The 23,447-nt window shown below is 66.7% G+C and carries 22 protein-coding genes; 6 read left to right on the forward strand and 16 right to left on the reverse strand.

All coding sequences use genetic code 11. The annotated features are described in order from the left end of the window. Nucleotides 1-9: 9 nt before the first annotated feature. Nucleotides 10-780, reverse strand: coding sequence for a glutaredoxin family protein (locus ET21_RS0111105; protein WP_030539734.1), 771 nt, complete (start codon nt 778-780; stop codon nt 10-12). A gap of 73 nt (nt 781-853) precedes the next feature. On the opposite strand from ET21_RS0111105, the gene ET21_RS0111110 reads away from it, so the two are divergent. Then, nucleotides 854-1,261 carry a MerR family DNA-binding protein gene (locus ET21_RS0111110; RefSeq protein ID WP_156029122.1) on the forward strand — a complete coding sequence of 136 codons (408 nt, stop codon included), beginning with the start codon at nt 854-856 and terminating at the stop codon, nt 1,259-1,261. A gap of 6 nt (nt 1,262-1,267) precedes the next feature. Here ET21_RS0111110 and ET21_RS0111115 read toward each other — a convergent pair whose 3' ends face one another. From ET21_RS0111115 to ET21_RS0111130, 4 genes are read right to left on the reverse strand one after another with little or no spacing between them, the layout of a single operon-like run. Beyond that, nucleotides 1,268-1,810 (reverse strand): pseudouridine synthase, encoded by a 543-nt coding sequence (locus tag ET21_RS0111115; RefSeq protein ID WP_021238946.1) that lies wholly within the window; start codon nt 1,808-1,810, stop codon nt 1,268-1,270. Between the two features lie 4 nt (nt 1,811-1,814). Further along, nucleotides 1,815-2,963, reverse strand: a complete 1,149-nt coding sequence (locus ET21_RS0111120; RefSeq protein WP_030539736.1) for a cupin domain-containing protein — start codon at nt 2,961-2,963, stop codon at nt 1,815-1,817. A gap of 51 nt (nt 2,964-3,014) precedes the next feature. Beyond that, complete coding sequence (locus ET21_RS0111125; RefSeq protein ID WP_051768139.1) at nt 3,015-3,488, reverse strand: YaiI/YqxD family protein; 474 nt, start codon at nt 3,486-3,488, stop codon at nt 3,015-3,017. 5 nt (nt 3,489-3,493) lie between these two features. Then, nucleotides 3,494-4,177 carry a CDP-alcohol phosphatidyltransferase family protein gene (locus ET21_RS0111130; RefSeq protein WP_030539738.1) on the reverse strand — a complete coding sequence of 228 codons (684 nt, stop codon included), beginning with the start codon at nt 4,175-4,177 and terminating at the stop codon, nt 3,494-3,496. A gap of 133 nt (nt 4,178-4,310) precedes the next feature. On the opposite strand from ET21_RS0111130, the gene ET21_RS0111140 reads away from it, so the two are divergent. Both ET21_RS0111140 and ET21_RS0111145 read left to right on the forward strand, forming a co-directional pair. Further along, on the forward strand, nt 4,311-5,483 hold the full coding sequence (locus tag ET21_RS0111140; RefSeq protein ID WP_030539739.1) for a cytochrome P450: 1,173 nt from the start codon (nt 4,311-4,313) through the stop codon (nt 5,481-5,483). Between the two features lie 190 nt (nt 5,484-5,673). Further along, nucleotides 5,674-6,435, forward strand: coding sequence for a ZIP family metal transporter (locus ET21_RS0111145; RefSeq protein WP_030539740.1), 762 nt, complete (start codon nt 5,674-5,676; stop codon nt 6,433-6,435). Nucleotides 6,436-6,442: 7 nt separating this feature from the next. Here ET21_RS0111145 and putA read toward each other — a convergent pair whose 3' ends face one another. Further along, entirely contained in the window at nt 6,443-10,033 is a 3,591-nt protein-coding gene (gene putA, locus ET21_RS0111150) for a trifunctional transcriptional regulator/proline dehydrogenase/L-glutamate gamma-semialdehyde dehydrogenase (protein WP_030539741.1), read from the reverse strand. 196 nt (nt 10,034-10,229) lie between these two features. On the opposite strand from putA, the gene ET21_RS0111155 reads away from it, so the two are divergent. Beyond that, a complete protein-coding gene (locus ET21_RS0111155; RefSeq protein WP_021236646.1) occupies nt 10,230-11,471 on the forward strand; it encodes a CaiB/BaiF CoA-transferase family protein in 1,242 nt (413 codons plus the stop codon). A gap of 143 nt (nt 11,472-11,614) precedes the next feature. Here the strand turns inward: ET21_RS0111155 and ET21_RS0111160 are convergent, their stop codons facing one another. Next, complete coding sequence (locus ET21_RS0111160; protein WP_030539742.1) at nt 11,615-11,902, reverse strand: hypothetical protein; 288 nt, start codon at nt 11,900-11,902, stop codon at nt 11,615-11,617. A 249-nt stretch (nt 11,903-12,151) separates the two neighbouring features. Here ET21_RS0111160 and ET21_RS0111165 point away from each other — a divergent pair, with 249 nt between their 5' ends. Then, nucleotides 12,152-12,475 (forward strand): hypothetical protein, encoded by a 324-nt coding sequence (locus tag ET21_RS0111165; protein ID WP_030539743.1) that lies wholly within the window; start codon nt 12,152-12,154, stop codon nt 12,473-12,475. Nucleotides 12,476-12,549: 74 nt separating this feature from the next. Then, complete coding sequence (locus ET21_RS0111170; RefSeq protein ID WP_030539744.1) at nt 12,550-13,578, forward strand: lysylphosphatidylglycerol synthase transmembrane domain-containing protein; 1,029 nt, start codon at nt 12,550-12,552, stop codon at nt 13,576-13,578. On the opposite strand, the gene ET21_RS0111175 is transcribed toward ET21_RS0111170, so the two are convergent. The 9 genes from ET21_RS0111175 to ET21_RS0111215 all read right to left on the reverse strand — a co-directional run bounded on the left by ET21_RS0111175 (nt 13,558) and on the right by ET21_RS0111215 (nt 23,352). Further along, a complete protein-coding gene (locus tag ET21_RS0111175; RefSeq protein ID WP_030539745.1) occupies nt 13,558-14,580 on the reverse strand; it encodes an NAD(P)-dependent oxidoreductase in 1,023 nt (340 codons plus the stop codon). The two genes, ET21_RS0111170 and ET21_RS0111175, sit on opposite strands and share 21 nt — an antisense overlap. Then, nucleotides 14,577-15,986: a GMC family oxidoreductase N-terminal domain-containing protein gene (locus ET21_RS0111180; RefSeq protein WP_030539746.1), complete on the reverse strand. Its 1,410-nt coding sequence runs from the start codon at nt 15,984-15,986 to the stop codon at nt 14,577-14,579. The genes ET21_RS0111175 and ET21_RS0111180 overlap by 4 nt, the downstream gene beginning before the upstream one ends. Further along, nucleotides 15,979-16,323, reverse strand: a complete 345-nt coding sequence (locus ET21_RS26605) for a hypothetical protein (protein ID WP_021236652.1) — start codon at nt 16,321-16,323, stop codon at nt 15,979-15,981. The genes ET21_RS0111180 and ET21_RS26605 overlap by 8 nt, the downstream gene beginning before the upstream one ends. Continuing rightward, entirely contained in the window at nt 16,313-16,954 is a 642-nt protein-coding gene (locus ET21_RS0111190; protein ID WP_030539748.1) for an HAD family hydrolase, read from the reverse strand. Before ET21_RS0111190 ends, ET21_RS26605 begins: the two co-directional genes overlap by 11 nt. Beyond that, nucleotides 16,951-17,940, reverse strand: coding sequence for a UbiA family prenyltransferase (locus ET21_RS0111195; RefSeq protein WP_021236654.1), 990 nt, complete (start codon nt 17,938-17,940; stop codon nt 16,951-16,953). The genes ET21_RS0111190 and ET21_RS0111195 overlap by 4 nt, the downstream gene beginning before the upstream one ends. Nucleotides 17,941-17,954: 14 nt before the next feature. Further along, nucleotides 17,955-19,517, reverse strand: coding sequence for a glycosyltransferase family 39 protein (locus ET21_RS0111200; RefSeq protein WP_030539750.1), 1,563 nt, complete (start codon nt 19,515-19,517; stop codon nt 17,955-17,957). Continuing rightward, entirely contained in the window at nt 19,517-21,004 is a 1,488-nt protein-coding gene (locus ET21_RS0111205; RefSeq protein ID WP_030539751.1) for an aspartate aminotransferase family protein, read from the reverse strand. The genes ET21_RS0111200 and ET21_RS0111205 overlap by 1 nt, the downstream gene beginning before the upstream one ends. Nucleotides 21,005-21,103: 99 nt before the next feature. After that, complete coding sequence (locus ET21_RS0111210) at nt 21,104-21,760, reverse strand: response regulator (RefSeq protein WP_021239459.1); 657 nt, start codon at nt 21,758-21,760, stop codon at nt 21,104-21,106. After that, nucleotides 21,757-23,352 carry a sensor histidine kinase gene (locus ET21_RS0111215; protein ID WP_081856690.1) on the reverse strand — a complete coding sequence of 532 codons (1,596 nt, stop codon included), beginning with the start codon at nt 23,350-23,352 and terminating at the stop codon, nt 21,757-21,759. Before ET21_RS0111215 ends, ET21_RS0111210 begins: the two co-directional genes overlap by 4 nt. Nucleotides 23,353-23,447: the final 95 nt, after the last annotated feature.

Raw genomic sequence — 23,447 nt, forward strand, 5'->3', positions numbered from 1 at the left:
AGGGGCCGGTCAGCCTCCGGTCCCCACTCCAAGGGCGGATACCGTCATCCACACCGCCATGCCGATCATCATCAGATTCTCGGTCAACGACAGGAAGCCGAGCGGCACATTGCTGGAGCCCCCGACGCAGGCGCATTTCAGTTCCCGCTTGTCGATGTAGACGGCCTTGATCACCGACACCGCGCCCACGGTTCCGATGAACAGCGCGATCGGCACCGACAGCCAGGTGAGCGCGCCAGCGATCATCAGCACGCCTGCCAGTCCTTCGGCGAAGGGATAGATGGTGGCATAGGGCACCCACCGCCTGGCCAGCAGGTCGTAGTTCAGGAACATGGTCGAAAAGCTTTCGACATTCTGGAGCTTGAGCAGCGCCAGCACCGCCATGCTGAACGCGATGAACCATTCGGCCGCATGGATCGTCAGCGCCGTTCCGAAGGCCGCATGGCTGGCCGCCAGCGCCATCAGCGCGGTCATAGCGAACAGGGCGATCACCGGCTTGTAAGTCGTCGCGTCGGGGTCAGCGACGGTCATCCCGAAATAGCGGCGCAGGTCGTCATAGCCGCCGATCCGCTTCCCGTCGATGAACGTCTGCGGGGTGGTTCTGACATTATGATCCGCCTTGAACGCGTCGGTTTCCTCGCGCGAGGTCAGCCATTTGTCATCGACCGCGAAGCCTTTGCTCTCCAGAAGATGCTTTGCCTTCAGGCCATAGGGACAGACATGCTTGTCCATCACCATCCGGTACAAGGTGGCGCGGCGGGGGTGGGTTGAACTGGTCATGACAGCGGCTTTCGACTGGATTGCACTGAGATGACACCCATATAGGGTCCGTACCATGGTACGGAGTCAAGAGGTGAAACAGCTTACCATAGCCGGTCTGGCGCAGGGTGCTGGCATCGGGGTCGAAACGGTGCGTTATTATCAGCGGCGCGGATTGCTGGAGACGCCGGAACGGCCCGGAAGCGCGAGCAGTGGCGGCGGCGTGCGGCGTTATGGCGAGGAGGATGTCAGGCGGCTGCGCTTCATCCGCTCGGCGCAGGCGGCGGGCTTCACGCTTGAGCAGATCAAGGAACTGCTGGCGCTGGACGCCACCGATGACCGGGCACGGGCGCGGGCGCTCGCCAGGGAGCGGATCGCGGCGCTGGACGTGAAGATCAGAGAATTGGAGCAGGCCCGCGCTTCCCTGCGGCGGCTCGCGGAAGAATGCGGCAGCGGCTCCGCGGGGCCCTGCCCCATCCTGACCTCTTTCGACCAGCGCTGAGGCTGGTCAGGCGTCGCGCCATTGTCCGGGTTGCAGCCCGTCCAGCGTCCACTCGCCGATCCGCCACCGCACCAGCCGCAGCGTCGGATGGCCGACCGCCGCCGTCATGCGGCGCACCTGCCGGTTGCGGCCTTCCCTGATGGTCAGCGCAATCCAGCAGTCCGGCACGCTCTTGCGAAATCGCACTGGCGGGTCGCGCGGCCACAGATCGGGAATGTCGATGCGCCGCGCCTCCGCTGGCAGGGTCATGCCGTCCTTCAGCCTCACTCCGCGCCGCAACTGGTCCAGCGCCGCCTGCTGCGGATCGCCCTCCACCTGCACCAGATAGGTTTTGGGCATCTTGAATTTGGGATCGGCAATGCGAGATTGCAGCCTGCCGTCATCGGTGAGCAGGAGCAGCCCTTCGCTGTCCAGGTCCAGCCGCCCCGCCGGATAGACGCCGGGCGCATCAATGAAGCCGGACAAAGTCGGCCGGGCTGTTTCGGATCGCGCGTCGGTGAATTGCGACATCACGCCATAAGGCTTGTTGAACAGGATCAGCCGCGCCACGCCGTCAATCCCCGTCCAGCGCGACGCTGCCCTGATCGATCAGGGCGGCGATCAGCGTCAGCCAGGCAGGATCATCGGCGGTCTCCGGGCCCGGCACGACATGATCCTTCGCGCAAATCTGCCGCGCAAAGGCGGCGGCTGCCCCGGCACATTCGAAACCTTGCCCATCGGCGAACAGGAACAGGCTGCCGCCGTCCCGCCGGATGAAGGAAAAGCGGCTGGCAGGATTGCGCAGCAGCCCGCCGCCCTCTGCCAGATGGGCTTGCAACTCCCGCCGTGTCACCGGCCGTTCGGGCCGCCAGTCCGCCTCGGCATATTTGGGGCTGCTATTATATTCGCCGAACCAGCGGGCAAAGCCGTCCGCATCCATCAGCCTGTCCGCGATCATGGCTTGCAGCCGGGCCAGAGCGGATGGAGCAATCTCGCCCGGGTTGTCCTGCGCCCGCAGGTCCGGGTCGGCATAGCGATCATCTTCCTCCAGCCGGTCGAGCAGATGATCGCACCAGCCGCCGATCAATTCGCTGCGGGACGGCGCGCGAAACCCGATGGAATAGGTCATGCAATCATCGCCCTCGGCGACGCCGTCATGGGCGAAGCCGGGCGGGACATAGAGGATGTCGCCCGGTTCAAGCACCCATTCGTCCACCGCCTCGAACTCCGCGAGCAGGCGAAGGTCGTCATGCGGCAGCAACGCGCTGTTTTCGTCGCAGCGCGGGCCGACCCGCCAGCGCCTTCTGCCCAAGCCCTGGAGCAGGAACACATCATATTGATCGAAATGCGGTCCCACCCCGCCCTGGTCGGCGGCATAGCTGACCATCACATCGTCGATGCGCCAGTTGGGCACGAAACGGAACGGATCGATCAGCGCGGCGACTTCGGGCACATGATGATCGACCGCCTGCACCAGCAAGGTCCAGCGCTGGCGGCCCAGCTTGCCGAACCGTTCCGCCGCGAAGGGCCCGTGATCCAGCGTCCATGTGCCGCCCTTCTGCCGGATCAGGCGGGATTCCACGCCTTCCTCGCAGGCGAGTCCCGCAAGCTCGTCAGGCTCCAGCGGATTGGCCCATGCCGTCCATGGATTGCGGATCAGCAGCGGTTTCTTCTGCCAATAGTCGCGGAGGAAAAGGTCGATGTCGAAATTCAGGATCTGCATGGTTGCTCGCACGGCTGACCGGCTTTCCCGTGCAGCCATCGGCCGGGAATGTCAAAGCGGGCCGCCACCCGCGCGGCGCCGGGCGTTGATCAGCCGAACCAGTTCTTCGTCCAGCGCCGACAGGAAGCGCGAACGGTCCGCCTTGCTGAAAGCGGCGGGGCCGCCGATCTGGTCGCCGCCCGCACGCAGGTCGGCCATGATCGCCCGGACGGCGATGGCGTTGCCGATCGATGCGCTGGTGAATGGCTTGCCATTGGGCGCGATCACCGCGCCGCCCATTTTCAGGCACCGATCCGCCAGCAGAATGTCCGCCGTCACGACGACCGTGCCTGCCGTCACCCTCTCCGCGATCCAGTCGTCCGCCGCGTCGAAGCCGTCGCTCACCACCGTGCGGCTGATCAGCGGGTGGGTGGGGATGCGAAGCGGGCTGTTGCTGACCACCATGACCGGCACCTCATGGCGAAAGGCGACCTTATAGATTTCCTCCTTCACCGGGCAGGCGTCGGCATCGACCAGTATCTGGATCATCGTCATTCGCCACGGCGTTCCGCCCGCGCGAGCCGCCGCCCGGTGCTCAGCGTCTGGATGACGAACAGCAGGATCAGGATCGTCCCCGCCGATCCCACGAAGATGTCGAAGCCCGATATTCTGCCGAACAATCCCGGTCCGTTCCCCAGCGCCATCATCGCCGCCGTCAGCGCGATCAGCATCAGCCGCAATTCCGTCGGCCCCGCGGCAAGGTAGGACAGTTTGAACTCGCCCAGCACGCGGGCGGAAAGATAGGCGTGGATCGACAGCAGCAGATATCCCGCCAGCGCCACCATCGCGATGTCCATCGTCACGAACGGACTGAACCCGATGCCCATCAGGATCAGCAGCGTCGCCAGCCCGTCGCAGCTATGGTCGATGAAATAGCCGTAGGATGGCCGCTCGATCCGGCGGAAGCGCGCGATGCTGCCGTCCATAGAATCCCCGAACCATTGCACGACATAGCCCGCAATCGCGAGCAGCAGCCAGGAGGAGCCGAAATTGCTGGCGGCATAGCCAAGGAAGATCATGAACGCACCGGCCATGCCCACCGCCGTCAGCAGGTCGGGCGTGACCCAGCGCGGCATCCGGGCGCAAAGCCAGTTCAGCAACTGCCGTTCCCTGGCGGCGAGCCAGTTTTCCTGAATCCTCGAAAGAGCGGGCGCGGGCCGTAATGGAATTGTCATATCGCCATATGGAACGATGCGCGGCGATGAGCAACGTTCGAAATCGCTCCACAGCGCGATCTCCGGCCACCTTGACGCGCTCCTTGACGAGCGTAATCTGCGCCTGATCCGCATCCGACAGGGTTGAAGCTCCATGGAAGACCATCTTCCCAGCGCCTGCCCCTTCGGTCAGAAGGGCGATGACCGCAAGTCCGCCGCCGCCTCAGCGGGCGGGGGCACGGTCGACCCGGACCTGCGCACCCGCGATTTCGCCGAGGCCCGCGCCGTCCTGCGCAGCGATCAGGCACGGCAGGCGGGTTTCCTTGCCGAGCAGGTGGGCCGGATCGGCAGCGCCACCCGCCAGCCCATCCTGTTCCTGGAGGGCGAGGCGCACCGGGTCCAGCGCAGCGCCACCGCCCGCTTCTTCACGCCGAAGATCGTTACCTCCCGCTATCGCGAGCTGATGATCGAACTGAGCGACAGCCTCATTTCCCGCTTCCGCAGGGACAGGCGCGCGCGGCTCGACCAGATGAGCCTGGAACTGGCGGTGGCGGTGGCCAGCCAGATCGTCGGGCTGACGAACAGCGACCCCGCCGGTCTCGCCAGGAGGCTGGACGTGTTCTTTACCGGCGACTTCCACCGTCCACGGGGCAAGCTGGCGGCCTTCGCCTTCTTCCTGCGCTCGCAGTTTCGCGTGCTGGCCTTCTATTATCGCGACGTCAGGCCCGCCATCCGGGCGCGCAAGAGGCAGCGGCAGGACGATGTCATCTCCCACCTGATCGGCCAGGGCTATAACGGGCGGGAGATATTGACGGAGTGCCTGGTCTATGGCGCCGCGGGCATGGCGACGACACGCGAGTTCATCGTCATGGCCGCATGGCACATGCTGGAGCGGGAGGATCTGAAAACCGCTTTCCTGACGGCGGACGAGGGCGGCCAGATCGCCCTGCTTGAGGAATTGCTGCGGCTGGAGCCGGTCGTCGGCTATCTCTACCGCCGCATGCCGCAGGATGCTCCCGCGCAGCCGGGCGCGGCCATCGCGGTCGATGTGCGGGCGGCGAATACGGACGCGGCCGCCTTCGGCGACCGGGTGTGCGAAGTGGTGCCGGGACGGCAGGTCAGCGCGAAATATGGCAATGCCGGGCTGTCCTTCGGCGATGGCGAGCATCGCTGTCCCGGCGCGCAGGTGGCCTTGCAGGAAAGCTGCCTGTTCCTGGACCGCCTGCTGCGCGTGCCGGGCCTGACGCTGGAACACGCGCCCTCCCTCGCCTGGAACCCGCTCGTCACCGGATATGAACTGCGCAACGCGGTGATCGCCTGCGATTGAGGGCGGCTGTTCGTCGCACAGGGTGGACACAATGCGGCGGCGGCGCAGAATTTCAAGCTGGCGGCCTGGGATGATATCGTGAAGGCTGGGCCTGACGGACTAGGCCCAGCCGCTCCAACCCGCAGCCACTTTGGGCGGCCCTTGCATCCTTTTGCCCGCCTGTGCCGTTTCGCCTACAGGGAGATCGTCTATGGCGGGGCCTTTGGAGGCGGGTTTCTGGGGTTTCGTCGGCGGATCGGCGCTGCTGATCGGGGCAGGCGTCGGCTATGCCGCCCGCCTGCCGCAAAGACTGATCGCCGCGATCATGGCGGTGGGATCGGGCGTGCTGATTTCCGCCGTCGCCTTCGACCTCATGGACGAAGCCTATGCGCGGGGCGGTTTCGATTCGACCGCGGCGGGCTTTCTGGCCGGGGCGCTGGTCTACACGATCGCGAATATCGCCGTTTCCCGCTCCGGCGCGAAGCATCGCAAGCGATCGGGATCGAACCCCGCTCAAAGCCAGGCATCGGCGGACAGCGGCTCCGGCGCGGCCATCGCCATCGGCGCGCTGCTGGACGGCATTCCAGAATCGGTGGTCATCGGCCTCAGCCTGCTGCATGGCGGCGGCGTCAGCACGGTGACGGTCGCGGCGGTGTTCCTGTCCAACGTTCCCGAAGGGCTGTCGAGCGCGGCGGGCATGAAGAAGGCGGGGCGGGGTCCGATCTACATCTTCGGCGTGTGGGGCGGCATCGCGCTTGCTTCCGGCATCGCCGCCCTGCTCGGCTATGTCCTTCTGGCGGACGCGAGCGCCGACCTGATCGCGGCCACCACGGCGGTTGCCGCTGGCGCGATATTGGCGATGCTGGTCGACACGATGATCCCCGAAGCGACAGAGGAAACGCATGAATTTTCCGGCCTCATCACCGTGGGCGGTTTCCTGCTGGCCTTCATGCTGTCGAAGCTGGGCGGCTGAACCCCTTTTACCCGATCATCATCAGGCTGGCATTGCCGCCCGCCGCCGCTATGTTGATGGAGGTGGAAACCTCCTCCAGCAATCGGTCGAGGCAATAACCCTCCCCTTCGGCATGGACGGGCACTATCGGACCTTCGCCACCGGCCAGTTCCTGCGCCATGGCGGTGATCATGTCCTCGTCCCCTTCGACAAGCGCGGCGGCATAGGGGCCGTCAGGGCGCGACGGGAAACAGGCGGCGACCGGGGCGGGCAGGCCGGATGGCAGGGCCATGCCCTCAACCACACCCCGGTTGCCGGTCGCCAGAACCGCCGCCATCTGCCGCAGCAGGCCATGGCCGGTGGAGGGGCGCAGCAGGATCAATCCGCGCGGATGCAGCGCATAAAGATTGCGTTCCCCCACCGGCCCCGGCAGCGTCAGTTCGACGCCAAGCGCCGAAGCGCTCCCCGCCCGCCGCGCATAGGCGGCCGCATCGCCTTCCCCCCGCTCCTCCAGCCACTGCGCGAACGCCTGTAGCGGCGGCGGCTGGCTGGCGCGCATGGGAAAGGCAGGCGCGGGCATAGCAAGGCGGCCAAGGTAGAGCGGCCCGCCCGCCTTGGGCCCGGTGCCCGACAGGCCGCGCCCGCCAAAGGGCTGCACGCCGACGACCGCGCCGATGACGTTGCGGTTCACATAAATGTTGCCCGCCTTCACCCGGCCCGTGACTTCGGCGATGGTGGCGTCCAGCCGCGTGTGCAGGCCGAAGGTCAGCCCGTAGCCCGTAGCGTTGATCTGGTCCACCAGCGCATCCATCCCCTCGCGGCGGAAGCGCAGCAGGTGGAGCACCGGCCCGAACACCTCCCGGCGGACATCGGCGATGGATTCGATCTCTATGATCGTGGGGGGCACGAAGGTGCCGTGGGCTGTTCCCGGCGGCAGCGGGCTTTGTTCGACCGCGCGGCCCAGCGCCCGCATGGCCGCGATATGCCGGTCGATGCCGTCGCGCGCCTCCGCCGTGATGACGGGGCCTATGTCGATGTTGAGCGCGTCGGTGCGGCCGATGCGCAGCTCCGCCATAGCCCCCTTCAACATGGTCAATATCCGGTCGGCGACCTCCTCCTGCACGCACAATATCCGCAATGCCGAACAGCGCTGGCCCGCGCTGTCGAAGGCGGATGCGATGACGTCCGCCACCACCTGTTCGGGGAGCGCGGAGGAATCCACGATCATCGCATTCTGCCCGCCCGTCTCCGCGATCAGCGGGATCGGCGCGCCCGATCGCGAAAGGCGCGGCGCAAGCTGGCGCTGGATCAGGCGCGCAACCTCGGTCGATCCGGTGAAAATGACCGCTGCGGTTTCCGGCGCATCGACCAGCGCCGCCCCGATGCTGCCGTCGCCGGGGACCAGTTGCAGCGCATCGCCGGGCACGCCCGCGTCATACAGCAGCCGCACGGCTTGCGCCGCGATAAGCGGCGTTTCCTCGGCAGGCTTGGCCAGCACCGGATTGCCCGCCGCGAGCGCCGCCGCGACCTGACCTGTAAAGATGGCGAGCGGAAAATTCCAAGGACTGATGCAGGTGACGGGGCCCAGGGCCGTCTGCGCGGGGCCGAAGGAAGCACGCGCCTGCACGGCATAATAGCGCAGGAAGTCGATCGCCTCGCGCACTTCCGCGATGGCGTTGGGCATCGACTTGCCCGCTTCGCGCACGATCAGCCCCAGCAACAGCGGCATCTCCGCCTGCATCGCATCGGCCGCCCGCTCCAACATGGCGGCGCGTTCCGCGACCGGCACGTCCGGCCAGCGTGACCCGGCCGCGCGGGCCGCAGCCGCGCGGGCATCGCCGGGCGTGGCGTCGGTGACATGGCCCACGACGTCGCGATGATCGGCCGGGTTCAGCACCGGGCGCGCCAACCCTCCCCCCTGCTCCGGCGCTGCGGCCCAGCCGGTCGCCGCGCTGTGGCGCAGCGCCTGAGTCAGGCTGGCGAGCACGCCTTCATCCGTCAGGTCCAGCCCCGCCGAATTGCGGCGGTCAGGATATAGCTTGGATGGCAGTGCGATCTGGTCATGCCCCCGCCCCGGATGAGGCATGGCCCGCACCAGAGAAACCGGATCGGCGATCATCTCCTCGACGGAAACGGCGGGATCGGCGATGCGATGGACGAAGCTGCTGTTCGCCCCATTTTCCAGCAGGCGGCGCACCAGATAGGCCAGCAGCGTCTCATGCGTCCCCACCGGGGCGTAGATGCGGCAGGGACGGTTCAGCCCGCCCGCGCCAGTGACCCGCTCGTAAAGCGGCTCGCCCATCCCATGCAGGCATTGGAACTCATAATCGCCGATCGCGAAATCCGGCCCGGCAAGGTGATAGACGGTGCTGAGCGTCTGCGCATTATGCGTGGCGAACTGCGGAAAAACCGCGTCCCTCACCGCCAGCAGCTTGCGGGCGCAGGCGATATAGGCGACGTCGCTATGCACCTTGCGGGTATAGACCGGAAATCCGGCCAGCCCGTCCACCTGCGCCCGCTTGATCTCCGCATCCCAATAAGCGCCCTTAACCAGCCGCACCATGATGCGGCGGCCGGTACGGCGGGGGGGGGGGGTCCAGTCGATGACGAAGGGGCAGCGCTTGCCATAGGCCTGCACCACGAAGCCAAGGCCGTTCCATCCGGCGAGGTCCGGGTCCAGCGCCAGGCCTTCCAGCAGGTCCAGCGACAATTCCAGCCTGTCCGCCTCCTCCGCATCGATATTGAAACCGATGCCATAGCCCTTCGACAGCAGCGCCAGCCGCTTCACGGCGGGCAGCAGTTCGGCCATGACGCGGTCCGCCTGCGCGCGGCTGTAGCGGGGGTGGAGAGCGGACAGCTTGATCGAAATGCCCGGCCCGGCATAGACGCCGCGCCCCTCCGACGCCTGACCGATGGCGTGGATCGCCCGCTCATAATCGGCATGATAACGGGCCGCGTCCGCAGCAGTCGCCGCCGCTTCGCCCAGCATGTCATAGCTGTAGGTGAACCCCCTGGCCTCCATCGCCTTCGCCCGCCTCAGCGCTTCTCCGATCGTCTCGCCGGTGACGAACTGCTCCCCCATCATCCGCATCGCCAGGTCCACCGCGCGCCGGATGACCGGCTCCCCGGCGCGAGCGACCAGGCGGGTGAGCGCCGCGCCCAGGCCGCGATCATCGATGCTGCCCGTCAGCTTGCCAGTGACCACCAGCCCCCAGGTAGCGGCATTGACGAACAGCGATTTGCCCCCACCCAGATGCGACGCCCATCGCCCATGGGCGATCTTGTCGCGGATCAGCGCGTCTCGCGTGTCATCATCGGGAATGCGCAGCAGCGCTTCGGCAAGGCACATCAGCGCCACGCCTTCCTGGCTGGACAGGGCATATTCCCGCACCAGCGCTTCGACGCCGCTGCCGCCGGGCTGCGCGCGCAACGCCGTGACCAGCGCGCGGGCGGTCCGCGCGATGGCTGCGCGCGTCTCTCCGGGCAAGGTGGCGGCGTCGATCAGCGGCGCCAGCGCTTCCGCCTCGTCGCGGCGGTAAGCGGCGGTGATCGCCTGCCGCAGCGGCGTCGCGGGACGGATCGGGGGCGCGAAATGCGCGAAGGGTGCGTGATGGGTCATGCGGCCGCCATGATAACAGCCCACACGGCATTTTGCCTCATCTCTACTGGTTCAGGGACCGGATTGTCCGCAAGCCATGCGCCCCAGCAAGGTTGACGGACGCGATTTCCGCAGTAGAGCTTCGCCGGGAAAGTGATCAGCCCTTCACCTTTTTGCGGGGCTGGTGCGGTGGAAATTGCATGATTGGCAAGGAAGCATGACAAACAGCAAGTCGGCCCTGGACGGCATCCGCGTTATCGACATGAGCCGTGTGTTCGCTGGCCCCATCGGCGCGCAGATATTGGGCGACCTTGGCGCTGACGTCATCAAGGTCGAACGGCCCAAGGTGGGCGATGACGGGCGCGGCTATGGCCTTGCATGGGTTCCGGGCAAGGATGGCCTCGACACGCGCCAGTCCAGCTTCTTCACCGCGTCCAACCGCAACAAACGGTCGATCACCGTCAATCATTCCAAGCCCGAAGGGCAGGCGATCATCCGCGAGCTTGTGAAGACGGCGGACGTCCTCATCGAAAATTACAAGGTCGGCGACCTCAAGCGCTTCGGCCTGGATTATGAAAGCCTCAAGGACATTAATCCGCGCCTCATCTACTGTTCCGTCACTGGTTTTGGTCAGACCGGGCCGATGGCGGCGCGGGCGGGATATGACGGGCTGTTCCAGGCGATCGGCGGCATGATGGCGGTCACCGGCATCCCCGATGGCCAGCCCGGCGCGGGGCCGTTGAAGGCGGGGCCGAGCCTTGTCGACTTCATCACCGGCCATAATGCCGCGCTCGCCGTGCTGGGCGCTCTCATGCACCGGGAACGGACGGGCGAAGGGCAGTTCATCGACATCGCCCTGCTCGACAGTTCGGTGGCGATGGTCAGCCACATCATGCAGGATTATCTGATCGGCGGCGTCGCTCCGCCCCGTTTCGGCAATGGCGGCAATGGCGGCGGCCCGGCCGACGTCATCTCATGCAGCGACGGCATCATGTATCTGAGCGCGGGCGGCGACGAGCATTGGCGGCGCCTGACCGTGCTGATGGAGCAGCCGGAACTTTACGAAGACGAACGGTTCAACTCCAACATGAAGCGCGCCAAGCTGAACCGCGCCGAGTTGATGGACATCATCAATGAATGGAGCCGCGCCTTCACCACGGCGCAGTTGCAGGCCATGTTCGACGATGCCGGCATCCCCGCCGCGCGCTACAACGATCTGGCCGAAGTCTGGGACGAACCGCAGGTCCAGCATCGCAAGCTGCGCGCGGCGACTCCTCATCCCTGGGCGGAAAGCGGATCGGTGGACCTGATCGCCAGCCCGCTCGCCCATATGTCCAGAACGCCCGCCACCATCCGCACGGCGCCGCCCCTGATCGGCGAACATACGCAGGAGGTGCTGAGCGCCATCGGCTATGACGACGCAGCCATAGCCGAATTGCGCGCCAAGGACGTGATCTGAGCTAATTCTTGCGCCGCTTCAGGCTTGGCACACGCATGTGAGATCGTCACCCCGGACCTGATCCGGCGTGATGATTCTTCTCTGAGGTTGCCAAAGCATCGGACCGGGGGCGACGGGAAAAGAGCCCGTAAGCCGATCGCGCCCTAACGTTCCTCCAACTCATTGAAGACGGAATGGACGATCGAGGCGCGTTCCTCATTGTTGAGGTCGATCGACACCGTGATCGCCGTGTCGATCGGCGCGTCCGTCCTGTCCTCTTCCAGCGGCGCGGCGGCATCGCCTCCGTTCACCGCCTCGCCGACGCTGTTTTCCCGGCCCACGGGCGTGACGAAGATGTCGGTGCGTTCAAAGCCATGTTCCTGCACCAGCCGCTCGATCGCCAGTTCGGCGTCGCGGCGCGTGGGGAAGACATGCTCTATCGTCGTGCTCATATGAACTCTCCAAATCTGGTCACTTCCGGCGTTCAGGTCGGTCCGCCGCTTCCGTCTGGCACGGCAAGAGTGGATCGCGGCCGCTTTGGTTCCTTGGGGATGGGGCAGGAACGCTGAACGGGCGGCTTTGCCCGATGGATCACGCGGCAGGAGGATGCGATTAGCGCTGCCGCTCGTCGCAAATCGATTGCGCTGTCCCGCTGGCCGGGCAAAGAGTGGGTGCAAAGGGCGGGGGAAGAAGCGATGTTCATGAAGTTCAGTCCGCTGGCATGCGCGGCCGCGATCCTGGCCGCCCTCATGCCCGCGGCGGCGCTTGCGGACGATCCGCAAGATCCCTCGATGCGCAGCGCGGCGGCACGCGCCCGCGACCGCGCCGCCATCAAGCAGATGAACCAGCGGCAGCTCGCCTATGTCCGCCAACGCGATGCGCGCAACGGCGTGACCTATCGCGTGCCGCGCCGGGACCGCGACGCCTATGAAAGCGCGCAGGCCGACTATGCGCAGAAAATGGCCGCCTGGCGGCGCGCGGTGGCCGCATGCAATGCGGGCCGCTGGGAATATTGCGACGATTGAGCAGACCAGCGCTGGGGCGGCACCGCACGGCGCATAATGGGTAAGCCCTTCGCCCTTCGGACGGCCCGGCCATTTTGCTCTATCGTCGCGCCATGCTTTTCAACCCGTCCTGCCGCAATCGGGCGAGTTCCCATTGTTTTGCATGGTTCGACCGGGGCAGGCGGATAGCGCGCCGTCTGGCGTTCCGCTATGCCCTGCACTCCATAATCGGGCTTCTGTTCCTCGCCCTGTTCCTGCGCCAGATTGACCTTGGCGGCGTGATCGCCATCGCCAGGCAAGTCTGGGTTGCGCCTCTCGTCATCGCCCTGCTCGCCTATGCGATGGATTTTCTGCTCCGGGCCGTGCGCTTCTGGATGGTGCTGGAATCGGTTTCCGGCCGCCGCCTGCCGTTCCGCCGCGTGCCCGGCCCGTTCGTCGCCAGCTTCGGGATCAGCGACCTGCTGCCGTTGCGCGCGGGCGACGTCTTCCGCCTGCTCTGGTTCCAGCGGCAGATGGCGCTGCCCGCGAGCGGGGTGCTGGGCGCGATGATGGTCGAACGCTTCCTCGACCTCGCGACGCTGCTTCTGCTCGCGGTCGCGGTGGCGGGCTGGCATCTGGACGGCCACTGGCTTTTCTACCTCGCCCTGCTCGCGGGCGGCTGCATCGCCACGCCGATGCTCACGGCCGCCGCCGGGCGGTGGGCCCGGCGCTCGCGCACAATGCGGTGGGCGTGGATCAGGGGGCTGGTGTCCGCGCTCGATACGTTCCGCATCCTCCGCTCGCCTGGGCTGGCGGTGAGCGTGACCGGCCTCTCGCTTGCGGCCTGGCTGCTGGAGGCGGCGGTGCTGCTGGGCGCGTGGATCAGCCTTGGCGGCGCGGCGGAGGCATGGGCCGCGCCCATGGCGGCGTTCGTGACCAGCACGCTTGGCACGCTGTTTCCGGGGCTTCCGGGGCATTTCGGCACGTTCGAACTGTTCGGACTGGAAATGTTCGCGCGGGTCGGCGTCGCGCCTGACTTCGCGGCGGCCGTGCTGTTGCTCGCCCATCTGATGCTGTGGGCGCCTACGGCCCTGTTCGCGATCGGCTGGCTGCCGTTCAGCCGGTCACGACAGGCGGCGCACTAAACCGATCGCGCGCTGCCGGATGCCGGAGCGGTGGGGCGAAGCGCTCTCGTCCCGCCCCCGATGCGCCCGGAACCAGTCATAGCTGTCCGCCAGCATGCCGCTATTGCCGTGGCGCGGTTGCCAGCCCAGCGCCTTCAGGGGCGCGACATCGAAATAGCAGTCACGATGATAGGTGCGATATTGCCAGGGCACCAGCGGCGACAATCCCGTCAGCCGCAGCGCCCCCAGCACGGCCATGGCGGGAGCGGCTGGCAGGCCGGTGACGCGCGACCGGCTTCCCGCATGCGCGATCAGCCCTTCAAGATCCCCTCGCAGCGTCCCGAACCTGTCGGTTCCCACATTGTAGCTTCCCGTCCGCCCGCGCGAGAGGAGCAGCAATATGGCGTCTATCAGGTCATCGACATGGATGAACTGGATGCGATTGCTCCCGTCGCCGATGATGTAGAGCCGCCGCCCCTCAGCGATCCAGTGGAACAGGATCTGGTAGATGCCCAGCCGCCCCGCGCCCAATGTCGCGCGCGGACGCACTATGTAGAGCGGCAGGCCCGCCGCGCCGCAGATCTCCGTCACGATCCGCTCCCCCGCCAGCTTGGACCGGCCATAGCTTTCGAACGGCCGTGGCACCGTCTCATCCGTGATCGGCCCCTGGGGAGGCAGGCCGTAGACGGCGGTGCTGCTGACATGGACGAAGGCGCTCGCCCCCGCCCGCACCGCTTCTTCCGCGACCAGGCGCGACCCTTCGACATTGACCCGCCAATAATCCTGCCCCGCCCCCGATTGCGCGACCAGCGCGGCATGGTGGTGCACGGCATCGACGCCCCGCATCGCTTCGGCAACCGTCCCACGGTCGCAAATCTCGCCCTGATGAAAGCCGATCCCGGCAGGCAGCGCGGGATCGCGCACGCGATCGAGCACGCGCACCCTGTCGCCCCTTTCATGCAGCCGCTGCGCCAGCCGCGCGCCGATGAAGCCCGACCCGCCGGTAACAAGATGCGTCTTCAAGCAAACCGCCTTTCAATCGCGTGCAGCGCGTTGCGGTGGGCGATGGCCATCACGGACCCCTGCGGATTGGCGATGGTCGGCCCGCACATCAGCGATGCGTCGGCGATGCGCAGCCCGTCGCCATCATGCACCCGCCCCCAGCTGTCCGTGGCGCTCAACCGCCGGTCCTCCCCCATCGGGCAGGACGCGAAGACATGCACCGACGTCAGCATGGCCGACCTGCGCGGCAGGCGGCCGGGCAGGGACGCGAGTTCATCCACCGAATGAAGCATGGGAAAGCCCGGCAGGCATGGCTGCACCGCCTCCGCCCCGGCGGCGAACAACGCGCGCATCAGGTGCCTCAGGCCGTCATACAGGTCGTCCAGCGCGCCGCCCTCGTGCCGCACCGACACCAGCGGATCGCGCATCAGCGGCAGGCCGCGCACCCGCGCATGGCCGGTGCCGTTCTGCACATAATAGATGCCCATGCGCGCCGCATCCGCCGCGATCCGCCGCCGCATCTGCGGGCTCCCCGCCAGCGCGAGCGCCAGCAGGGCGGGCGAACTGATCGAACAGCCGATGCCGAAGCACGGCTCGAACATCTTGATCTGGTGCACGGGATCGGGATCGCCCGGCCGGTTGACCGGCCTGTCGAACAGAGCCACTGCCTTCAGCATCGGATGAAAGCGCAGGCTGTTGCCGACATTATGCCGGAAGCCGGAACGCCGCAGCAGCGCGGGCGTCTGCACCGCGCCGCAGGCGATGAAAAGCGCGTCCGCCTCGATCGTCACCTCGCGCCCCTGGTGCAGCGTGGCGACATGCCACCTCTTGCCCAAGCGCCTTATGCGCAGCGCGCGCATGTTCGCCATCACCTGCCCGCCCGCCTTGCGGAACCGGGGGACGAAGGTCGCGCTCATCGACTGCTTCCGTCCGCTTTCATAGTCATAGAGGCGCGGGGCCTGGATCGTCTCCCACCCCAGCTCCCCGGCCCCGTCGCCCAGCCGTTGCGACAAGGGCGGCGCGCTGCCGGGCAGGAAGGCGATGCGCGCCGTCTCCTCGCAGGCGGCGAAGTGTGGGGCCAGCAGGTCCGGCGCCAGCTGCTCCACCCGGTACGCCTTCGCCCATTGCTCCAGCACATAGGGCGGCGTGCGGTGATAGAGGCCGCGATTGACCTCGCTCCCGCCGCCGACGCAGCATCCCTCGACATAGCTGATCGACGGCTTGCCGAACGCCATGCCGATGCCCGCATTGCGATATTTCCGCAGTATCTCGTCGCCGGAAAAATGCGCGCAGGCGTCCAGCGGCAGGTCGTCCCCCTCCTCCACCAGCAAGGTTTCGTAGCCAGCCTCGGCGCACAAGGTAGCGGTGACCGCGCCCCCCGGCCCGGAACCGATGACGGCGACATGCGCGCGCAGCCGGTCAGCCATGCGGGTCCTCGTCCGGCCACAGGCCAAACAGGGAAAGGCTGATGTAAAAGGTCATCAGCATCCGCGCGGCACCGATGGGCGATGCTTCCCAGCTTTCCATCTGCCGCAGCCTTTCCGCCGGTGGCAGCCGGTGAAAGGGCCGCCGCCGCCGGACGATGGGCCAGGCATCGAACAACAGCGTCGCCGCGCGCAGGGGCGGCCGCAGATAGGCGGGCATCCCGGCGAAGCTGTCCAGCACGAACCGGCTCGCCGCTTCGGACCGGCCGCTGGCGCCCTGCTCGCGCAAGGCTACCGTTTCGGCAAGCGCCCGCACGGTGGCGGCGAAATCAGCAGGCATGCTGGAACAGCGGATCGTTGAAGTCGCGGAAATCGCGGCCCCGGATCAGCACCCGCACGCCTGCCCGGCGCGCCGCTTCGCCGTCGCGATCGTCCCGGTCGCCGATCATCATGGTCCGTTCCGCCGTCGTGTTCGCCTGCGCCATCAGCCACAGCAGCCCCGCCGGGTCCGGCTTCAAACGGCCCACATCCTCCGCCGCAACGGTCAGATGCGCCGACAGGCCCAGCGCCGCCAGCTTGTCCTCCGCCTTGTAATCCGAAAAGACCGCGACCGCCCGCCGCCTGCCCAGCTTTTCGAACAGCCCATCCACTCCGGGCGTGCGGTGGCGGCGCAGCAGGGGCAGCGGCCGCCGCTCCATCCACTCCGCCACGGTGGCGCGCACGGCGTCGGGGCAGCGGCCCGCCAGCCTGTATTGTTCCGATACGAAGTCCGCCGTCATCCCGCTCCCCATCGTTTCGCGCTGACGGCGGTAGGCCGACAGGGTGCGCACCGCCGCAAGGCTGCGGGTGCGGATCGCGTCCCCCATCAGCAGCCTTGCCATCCGCCACCGCAGGCTGCGCTGGTCATAGAGCGTCCCGTCCATGTCGAAGACGATCAGGTCGAATGCGTCCCAGGCGATCGCCGCACTCATTGCCGTGCATAGACCGAACCGGGCGCGGACAGGTCGCGCAGGAAAGGCAGGTCGACCAGCGACAGCGCGGCCAGCGTCATCACCACGACCAGCGCCGCCGTCATCAGGCGGCGCGACCGGAACAGCCGTTCGGGGCGCGACGCCACCGACCCGCTGCGCATCGCCAGCCAGAAATAGCTGGCGAACAGGATGGCGATGAACGGCAGGGCGAAGATATATTCCTCCCGGTAACGGATGAAGAACACCGCCAGGAAGAATGCCGACAGCATGGCGTAGAGCAGGCAGGATACCGACAGGGTTTCGGCAGTATAGCGGCCGAACGACCGGCGGTAGCGGGCCAGCAGGTCGGCGCCGCCATCGGCCGTGATGTCGCGATATTCGGCCAGCCGCTTCGCCGCCATCAGGAACGCGCCGCCCATCCAATAGGCCAGCATCAACGTCATGGGCGCTCGGCTGAACGGTTCGACCATTGTCCAGCCCAGCATCAGGCGGATGGGGTTGTTGATGCTTTCGCTCAGCACATCCAAATAGACGCGATCCTTGGTCCGCACCGGCGGGACATTGTAGATCAGGCCCGACAGGACGAAGGCGGCCGCCGTCCATGTGAACAGCGCGCCCAGATGCGTCGCCAGCCAAAGCCCCACGATGACCAGCAGCAGATATTCGGTATAGACGATGGGCGGCGACAGGCTGCGGTGGACGGCGGTCCGCGCCGATTTCAACGGGTGGAATGCGTCGAAATCCCGGTCCAGCCATTCGTTCATGACATAGTTGGCCGATGCGATGGCGATGGCGCTCAAAAGGCCGATCAGCACCGTCAGCGCCTTCGTCTCCGTCGCCGGATCGCGCAGCAGATGCGCCAGGATGATGCCCGGCACGATGAAGATATGCTTCGTCATGTGATCGAGGCGGGCGATGGCGATATAGTCGCGCAGACGCCCTGGTTGCGAAGGAATCGTTCCGGCTGTCGCCGCTTTGCTGTTCATGTTTCTACCCCACCTCATTGCGTTTCACTCGCGTTCTTCTGCGGTGCGCCCCGATAGATGACGCCGTCGCCCAGACGCGCCACGCGGATCAGCTTCAACCGGTCGGCCAATTCATGCTCTGGCGGCATGTAGAAGCGCCAATCGACCTTGTTCAGGAACACGACATAGGCATCTCCTCGCATCAGATCGGCGCGCGCCCGGGCAAGCTGCGCCGCATAGGGAAAGGCGGGCTCGTCGCGGCCCGTGCGCAGTTCGAAGACCATGGGGATGTAGCGCGCCGGGCGGCGCAGCAGATACCCGATCGCATCCGCGCCATTGCTGTAGAGCACGGCATCCCTGGGCAACGCGGCGACGGCGGCGATGGCGGGCGAATGCCGCCAGCTCAGCGACGCATAACCTTCGCCATGGCGATAGACGTCATGGGTGCGCACCGCCGTGCGCACCGTATGTCCCGCGATCATGATGCAGGCGACGCCCGCCAGCGCGGCGCGCAGCCAGCGCGTCCCGCCCCGCGCCATTCGCACCCGCGCCAGCGCGATCGTGACCGCCATCACGCTGGTGCCGTAGATCGGATAGGCATAGCGGCTGTTGAGGTGCAGATTGGCCTCGATCGCGGTCGCCAGCACCATGAACGCCAGATAGGTGAAGAAGAAGAAGGCGAGCGGCAGGGCGATCAGCCCCGCATCCGCCCGTCCCTTGGCCGCCGCCCGCAGCGCGCGCCGCCCGTGCCGGACGACAAGCGCAAGCCCCGCCCCCAGCGCGATCAGGAACAGCGCGCCCCGGATCGGGCCGGGCACATTGCCGGGAACGATCCACGCCGTCAGCGCCTCGAAGCTCAGCCACCAGTCCCCGGCGGTCATATTGCCCAGCCATTCGAGCGGGCGTCCGGTCGAACGCCCGGCGGCCAGTTCGCTGACGACCGCCCAACCGGCGAACAGCAGCATCGAAGGAAGCGCCACGCGCGCCACATTGGCGATCCGCTCGCCAAGGGTGCGGCGCGGCTGGATCAGCAGGAACAATGCCATGGCCGCGCCCAGCGCCGGTCCGGTGAAGCGCGTCAGCGACGCCAGCCCGACGCCTATGCCGATGGCATAGAGCCAGCCTTTGTCATCGCTCTCCACAGAGCGGATGAAGGCGGCGAGCGTCGCCAGGATCATGGTGATGAACAGCGGTTCCGACATGGCGAGGCCGTAAAGTCCCACGCTCTGCGGGGCGATGATGATCAGCGCCGTGCCCACGGCCGCGGGAACGGTCCGGCCGCTCGCCACGCGCAGCACATGCCAGGTCAGGAAGGCGTTGAGCGCGGTCAGGACCAGCCCGATGCTCCACGCCGCCGCCGAAATATCCAAGCCCGCCGCCGCCACCATCTGGAGCAGCCCGGGATAGAGCGGCGCGTCCCATGGCATGGGCGACAGGTTCATGTAGCGCACGCTGTCGGGCCAGATGCCGATGCCATGGCGGGTGGACAGCATGAACAGCATGGTGGCCAGCAACGGAAAGCCCACGGCGCAGAGCTGGTCCTGCCACGGCCGGGATCTGGCCTGCGCAATCGCTTCGCCGGGCTGGTACGGGTACATCAGCCCTTCCCCCGCCCGCCGGAAACAAGGCGCTTCACATTGCCCGCGACGAAACGCAGCACGGAATCGGGGATGCCGCGCGCCAGGATGCTGTCCAGCCCGTCCACAAGCTGATCAATCTCCTCCCGCGTCACGGTGAAGGGCGGCATGAAATGCAGCATGTCGCGCGCGCCGGGCTGGAAATGCACCAGCACGCGGTGCTGTTCGAACAATTGCCGCGCCAGCGCGCCGATCAGGACGGTTTGATAGGTCAGGAACAGCGGATTGCTGGAGATGTCGACCAGCTTCGTCGCCAGATCCTCGCCGAAGTTGAAGCGAACCGCGCGGAACAGCCCGCGCCCCCGCACCTCCAGCAGCGTGCGCGGATATTTGATGTGCAGCGCCTCCAGCCGCGCCTCCAGATAATCGCCCATCAGCCGCGCATTGTCGATCAGCCCGTCTTCATGCAGCGTGTTCAGCGTCTCTATCGCAACGGCGCAGGTTTCGCCGATGCCGCTGAAGGTCGAGCTGTGCAGGTTGCAGTCGTTGCGGTTGCCATAGGCGCGTTCGAACAGGTCCCGCGACGTCACCATCGCGCCGATCGCCCGCTTTCCGCCCCCCAGCGTCTTTGCCAGGGTGACGATGTCTGGCACGGTATCTTCATGCATGAAGGCGCAGAAGCGGCCCGTGCGCCCGCAACCCACCTTCACCTCGTCGAAGATGGACAGGATGTCGTTGTCGCGGCACAGGCCGGCGAACTGCTCCAGATAATGGGGCGGCGGCACTTCGCAGGCCGTGCCCCGGATAGGTTCGATGATCGCGGCGATGATGCTGTTGCCTTGCGCGCCCGTCTCGGCCGCGATCGCGCGGCGCAGCGCGTCGATGTCGCCATAGGGCACATAGACGACATTCTCCTTCGGCACGCCCAGCAGGAATCCGGTATGGACGTCGGTGGCGGTGGTCAGCGCCAGCGCGCCATGCGTCTTGCCGTGGAAAGCGCCGCGCATGCACAGGAACTTGGTCTTGCCCTTGGGCGTCTGGATGCGTTCGGCCAGCTTCATCGCCGCCTCGTTCGCCTCCGCGCCGGACGTGGCGAAAAAGCTGGTGTCGAGCGGATCGGGCAGTATCTGCGCCAGATTATAGGCGAGCGCCGCTTGCAGCTTGTGCGGCGCCAGCTTGATGATGTCCAGCACCTGCCGGTCATGGCACAGCCGCTCCGCCGCGACGATGCGCGGGTGATTGTGGCCAAGGCCCGCCGCGCCCATCCCGGTGGAAAAGTCCAGCACCTGCCGCCCGTCCGCCAGATGCAGCACCGTCCCCTCGGCGGCGCGCACGTCCAGGCCGTCAAGGCCCAGCACCGCATAGATTTGAAGCAGATGGCGGTTGAGATGCGCCGCGTAGAGCCGGTTGGCGCGCCCCATGTCCATGTCCAGCGCCTGGTCCAGCGTCAGCAGGTCCGGCTGCTCGTCCCATGCCGTCGAATAAGCGTTCTTATATTGTGTCGCCATGGTGGCAGGCCCCCTTCTCTCGCTGTGACGGGGCCAGTCTATGCGGCGGAAATCGGCCGCGGAATCCATGGATTTGTATACGCCGGATGGGACGGGGGCCTACCCCTTTGAGCCATCCCCTTTTACCTCCGCCGCGCGCTCATAATAGATGGCGGCCAGCGCGGTGCGGTTGGTGATCCGCAGCTTCTGGAAGATATTGTGCAGGTGGATCTTCACCGTGCCTTCGCTCGCGCCCAGTTCGCGCGCGATCAGCTTGTTGGACAGCCCCCGGCAGGCATGACCGGCAATCTCCATTTCCCTGGGCGTCAGGGCCGAAAGGCCGGGCGCCATGTCCTCGTCCCAGACGGGATCGGCCATGCGCGCTATCTCGTCGCTCAGCCAGCGCTGGCCCTTTGCGACCTTGCGCAGGCAATCGATCAGCGCGTCGGGCGCGGATTCCTTCAGCAATATGCCCCATATGCCGTTCGCGACCGCTTCGGAAACCTGCGCCGGGGTGATGGTGGCGGTCAGGAATATCGGCCGCACCGCCAGGCCGGTGCCACGCAGCCGCCGCAGCAGCGCCAGCCCGCTGACATCGGGCAGGTTGATGTCGAGCACGGCGATGTCCGGCTTCACCCGGTCGATCATGGCGAAGGCGCCAGCCCCGTCGGTGGTCGCTCCCGCGATGCGGAAATCCGCCTCCATCCCCACCAGTTCGGCCAGCCCGCGCAGGACCACCGGATGATCGTCCATCAGAAAGACGGAATGGACGGTCACGACAGCGGCACCTCGATCGTCATGGCCAGTCCCGGCATATAGCGGTCGATCGACAAATTCCCGTTCATGTCGCGAATCCGTTCATGCAGCGAGCGCGGCCAGTTGGGCGTTTCCGCTTCGGGCACGGTCATGCCGCACCCATTGTCGGCAATGACCATCTTCAACCCTTTTTCCTGCCGCTGCAACTCCACCATCAGCCGGGTCGCGCCGCCATGCCGGACGGCGTTGGCGGTCGCCTCGCGCAGCAGCTGGGTCAATTCGCCGGAAATCGTCCCCGGCGCTTCCATGTCGGGCGGCATGACCGACAGCGCGATCTCGCAACCCCATTGGTCGCACAGCGCATTGACGCTCCTTGCCAGGGATGAGGACAGCATCTGCGGCGGCACGCTTTCCAGATTGCGGCTATTCTCCACGAACAGGCGGATTTTCCGCTGCTGCTCGATCATCATGCGGCTGACGCTGTTCAGCGGGTCGCGCGCCTTTTCCGGTATCGCCGCCCCCACCATCTTCAACTTGAGCGATGCGGCGGTCAGTTCCTGGAGGACGCTGTCGTGCAGGTCGCGCGCCAGCCGCACCCGTTCCTGATCGCGCGCATTGTCGGCAATGGCCTGCACCAGCGCCAGCCGCTCCAGTTCATGGCCGATCCGTTCCGCCGTGATCTTCGTCAGATGCTTGGCGTCCTCATGCAGGTCGCGCGCGTCGATGACGAACAGCCGCCCGGCGCTGCTGCTGCTGTTGAACGGGGCGGACCGCACTTCCGCCGGAGCGGGAGAAAGGAGGCCCCAGCCAGCGGCGGCGGCGATGGCCTGCAATTCGGACATCTCCGTCCTGCGGGACAGGTCGTCCTGCGCCAGCCCCCCGGCCCGCGCCTGCCAGAAGGCGGGGTCGGATATGTCGCGCAGCCGCAGCCCGTCCGGCTCCCGCAGCGCCACCGTCCCGCCATCCTGATCGTGCCACAGCAGCAGCAGGCGCTCCGCCCCCAGCAATCGCGATGCGTGGTCCAGCATGTCGCGCAGCCATGCCTCCCTGTCCGCCGACGCCGGGGCGAAGGACCAGGCCGCCAGTTGCGCGAAACGATGGCTGCTGCGCGTCAGGCTTGCGCCGAAATAGCCCAGCATGGCCGCCGCGATCAGAAAATAGGCCGACCGCATGATGACCACGTTAAGCTCGGATTCCCCGTCCTGAAGGTCCTGCCATCCCACCGCGACCAGCATGATCTCCATCGCCACCGCGCCCAGCACCGCGCCCTTGATCCCCCACCGCATGGTCGTCGCCAGCAATATGAAGGGCAGGAAGGGGAAGAAGGGGCTGGCCAGTTCGCCGGTGAAATAGACCAGCAGCGTCAGCGCCAGAACGTCCACGCCATGGTGGATGACGTGCAGCCCGCTCGTCAGCGGCCAGCGCGGCGACGCCAGCCTCAGCCACAGCGCGAAGGCGAGATAGGCGCCCAGAACGACATGCGCCTCGCCCAGGAGACCGGATGGCCGCGTCGGGTCCAGGTAAATGGCAAGGGCGGCGAACAGCGCGGCGACCAGCCTGCCGGTCGAAATCAGGCGTTCGGGATCGGTTTCTATCCTCAGCCCCCGCCACAACCGGCTATGCCACCTGCTGGCCGCCGGGGTGCTTGGCCGATGTCTTTGATGCCTGGGCAAGGTCATGATGCAGGCCGAAAATGTCACAGAAGGCC

Origin of the sequence: Sphingobium sp. DC-2 (assembly GCF_000722555.1) — a bacterium.
GTDB lineage: Bacteria > Pseudomonadota > Alphaproteobacteria > Sphingomonadales > Sphingomonadaceae > Sphingobium > Sphingobium quisquiliarum.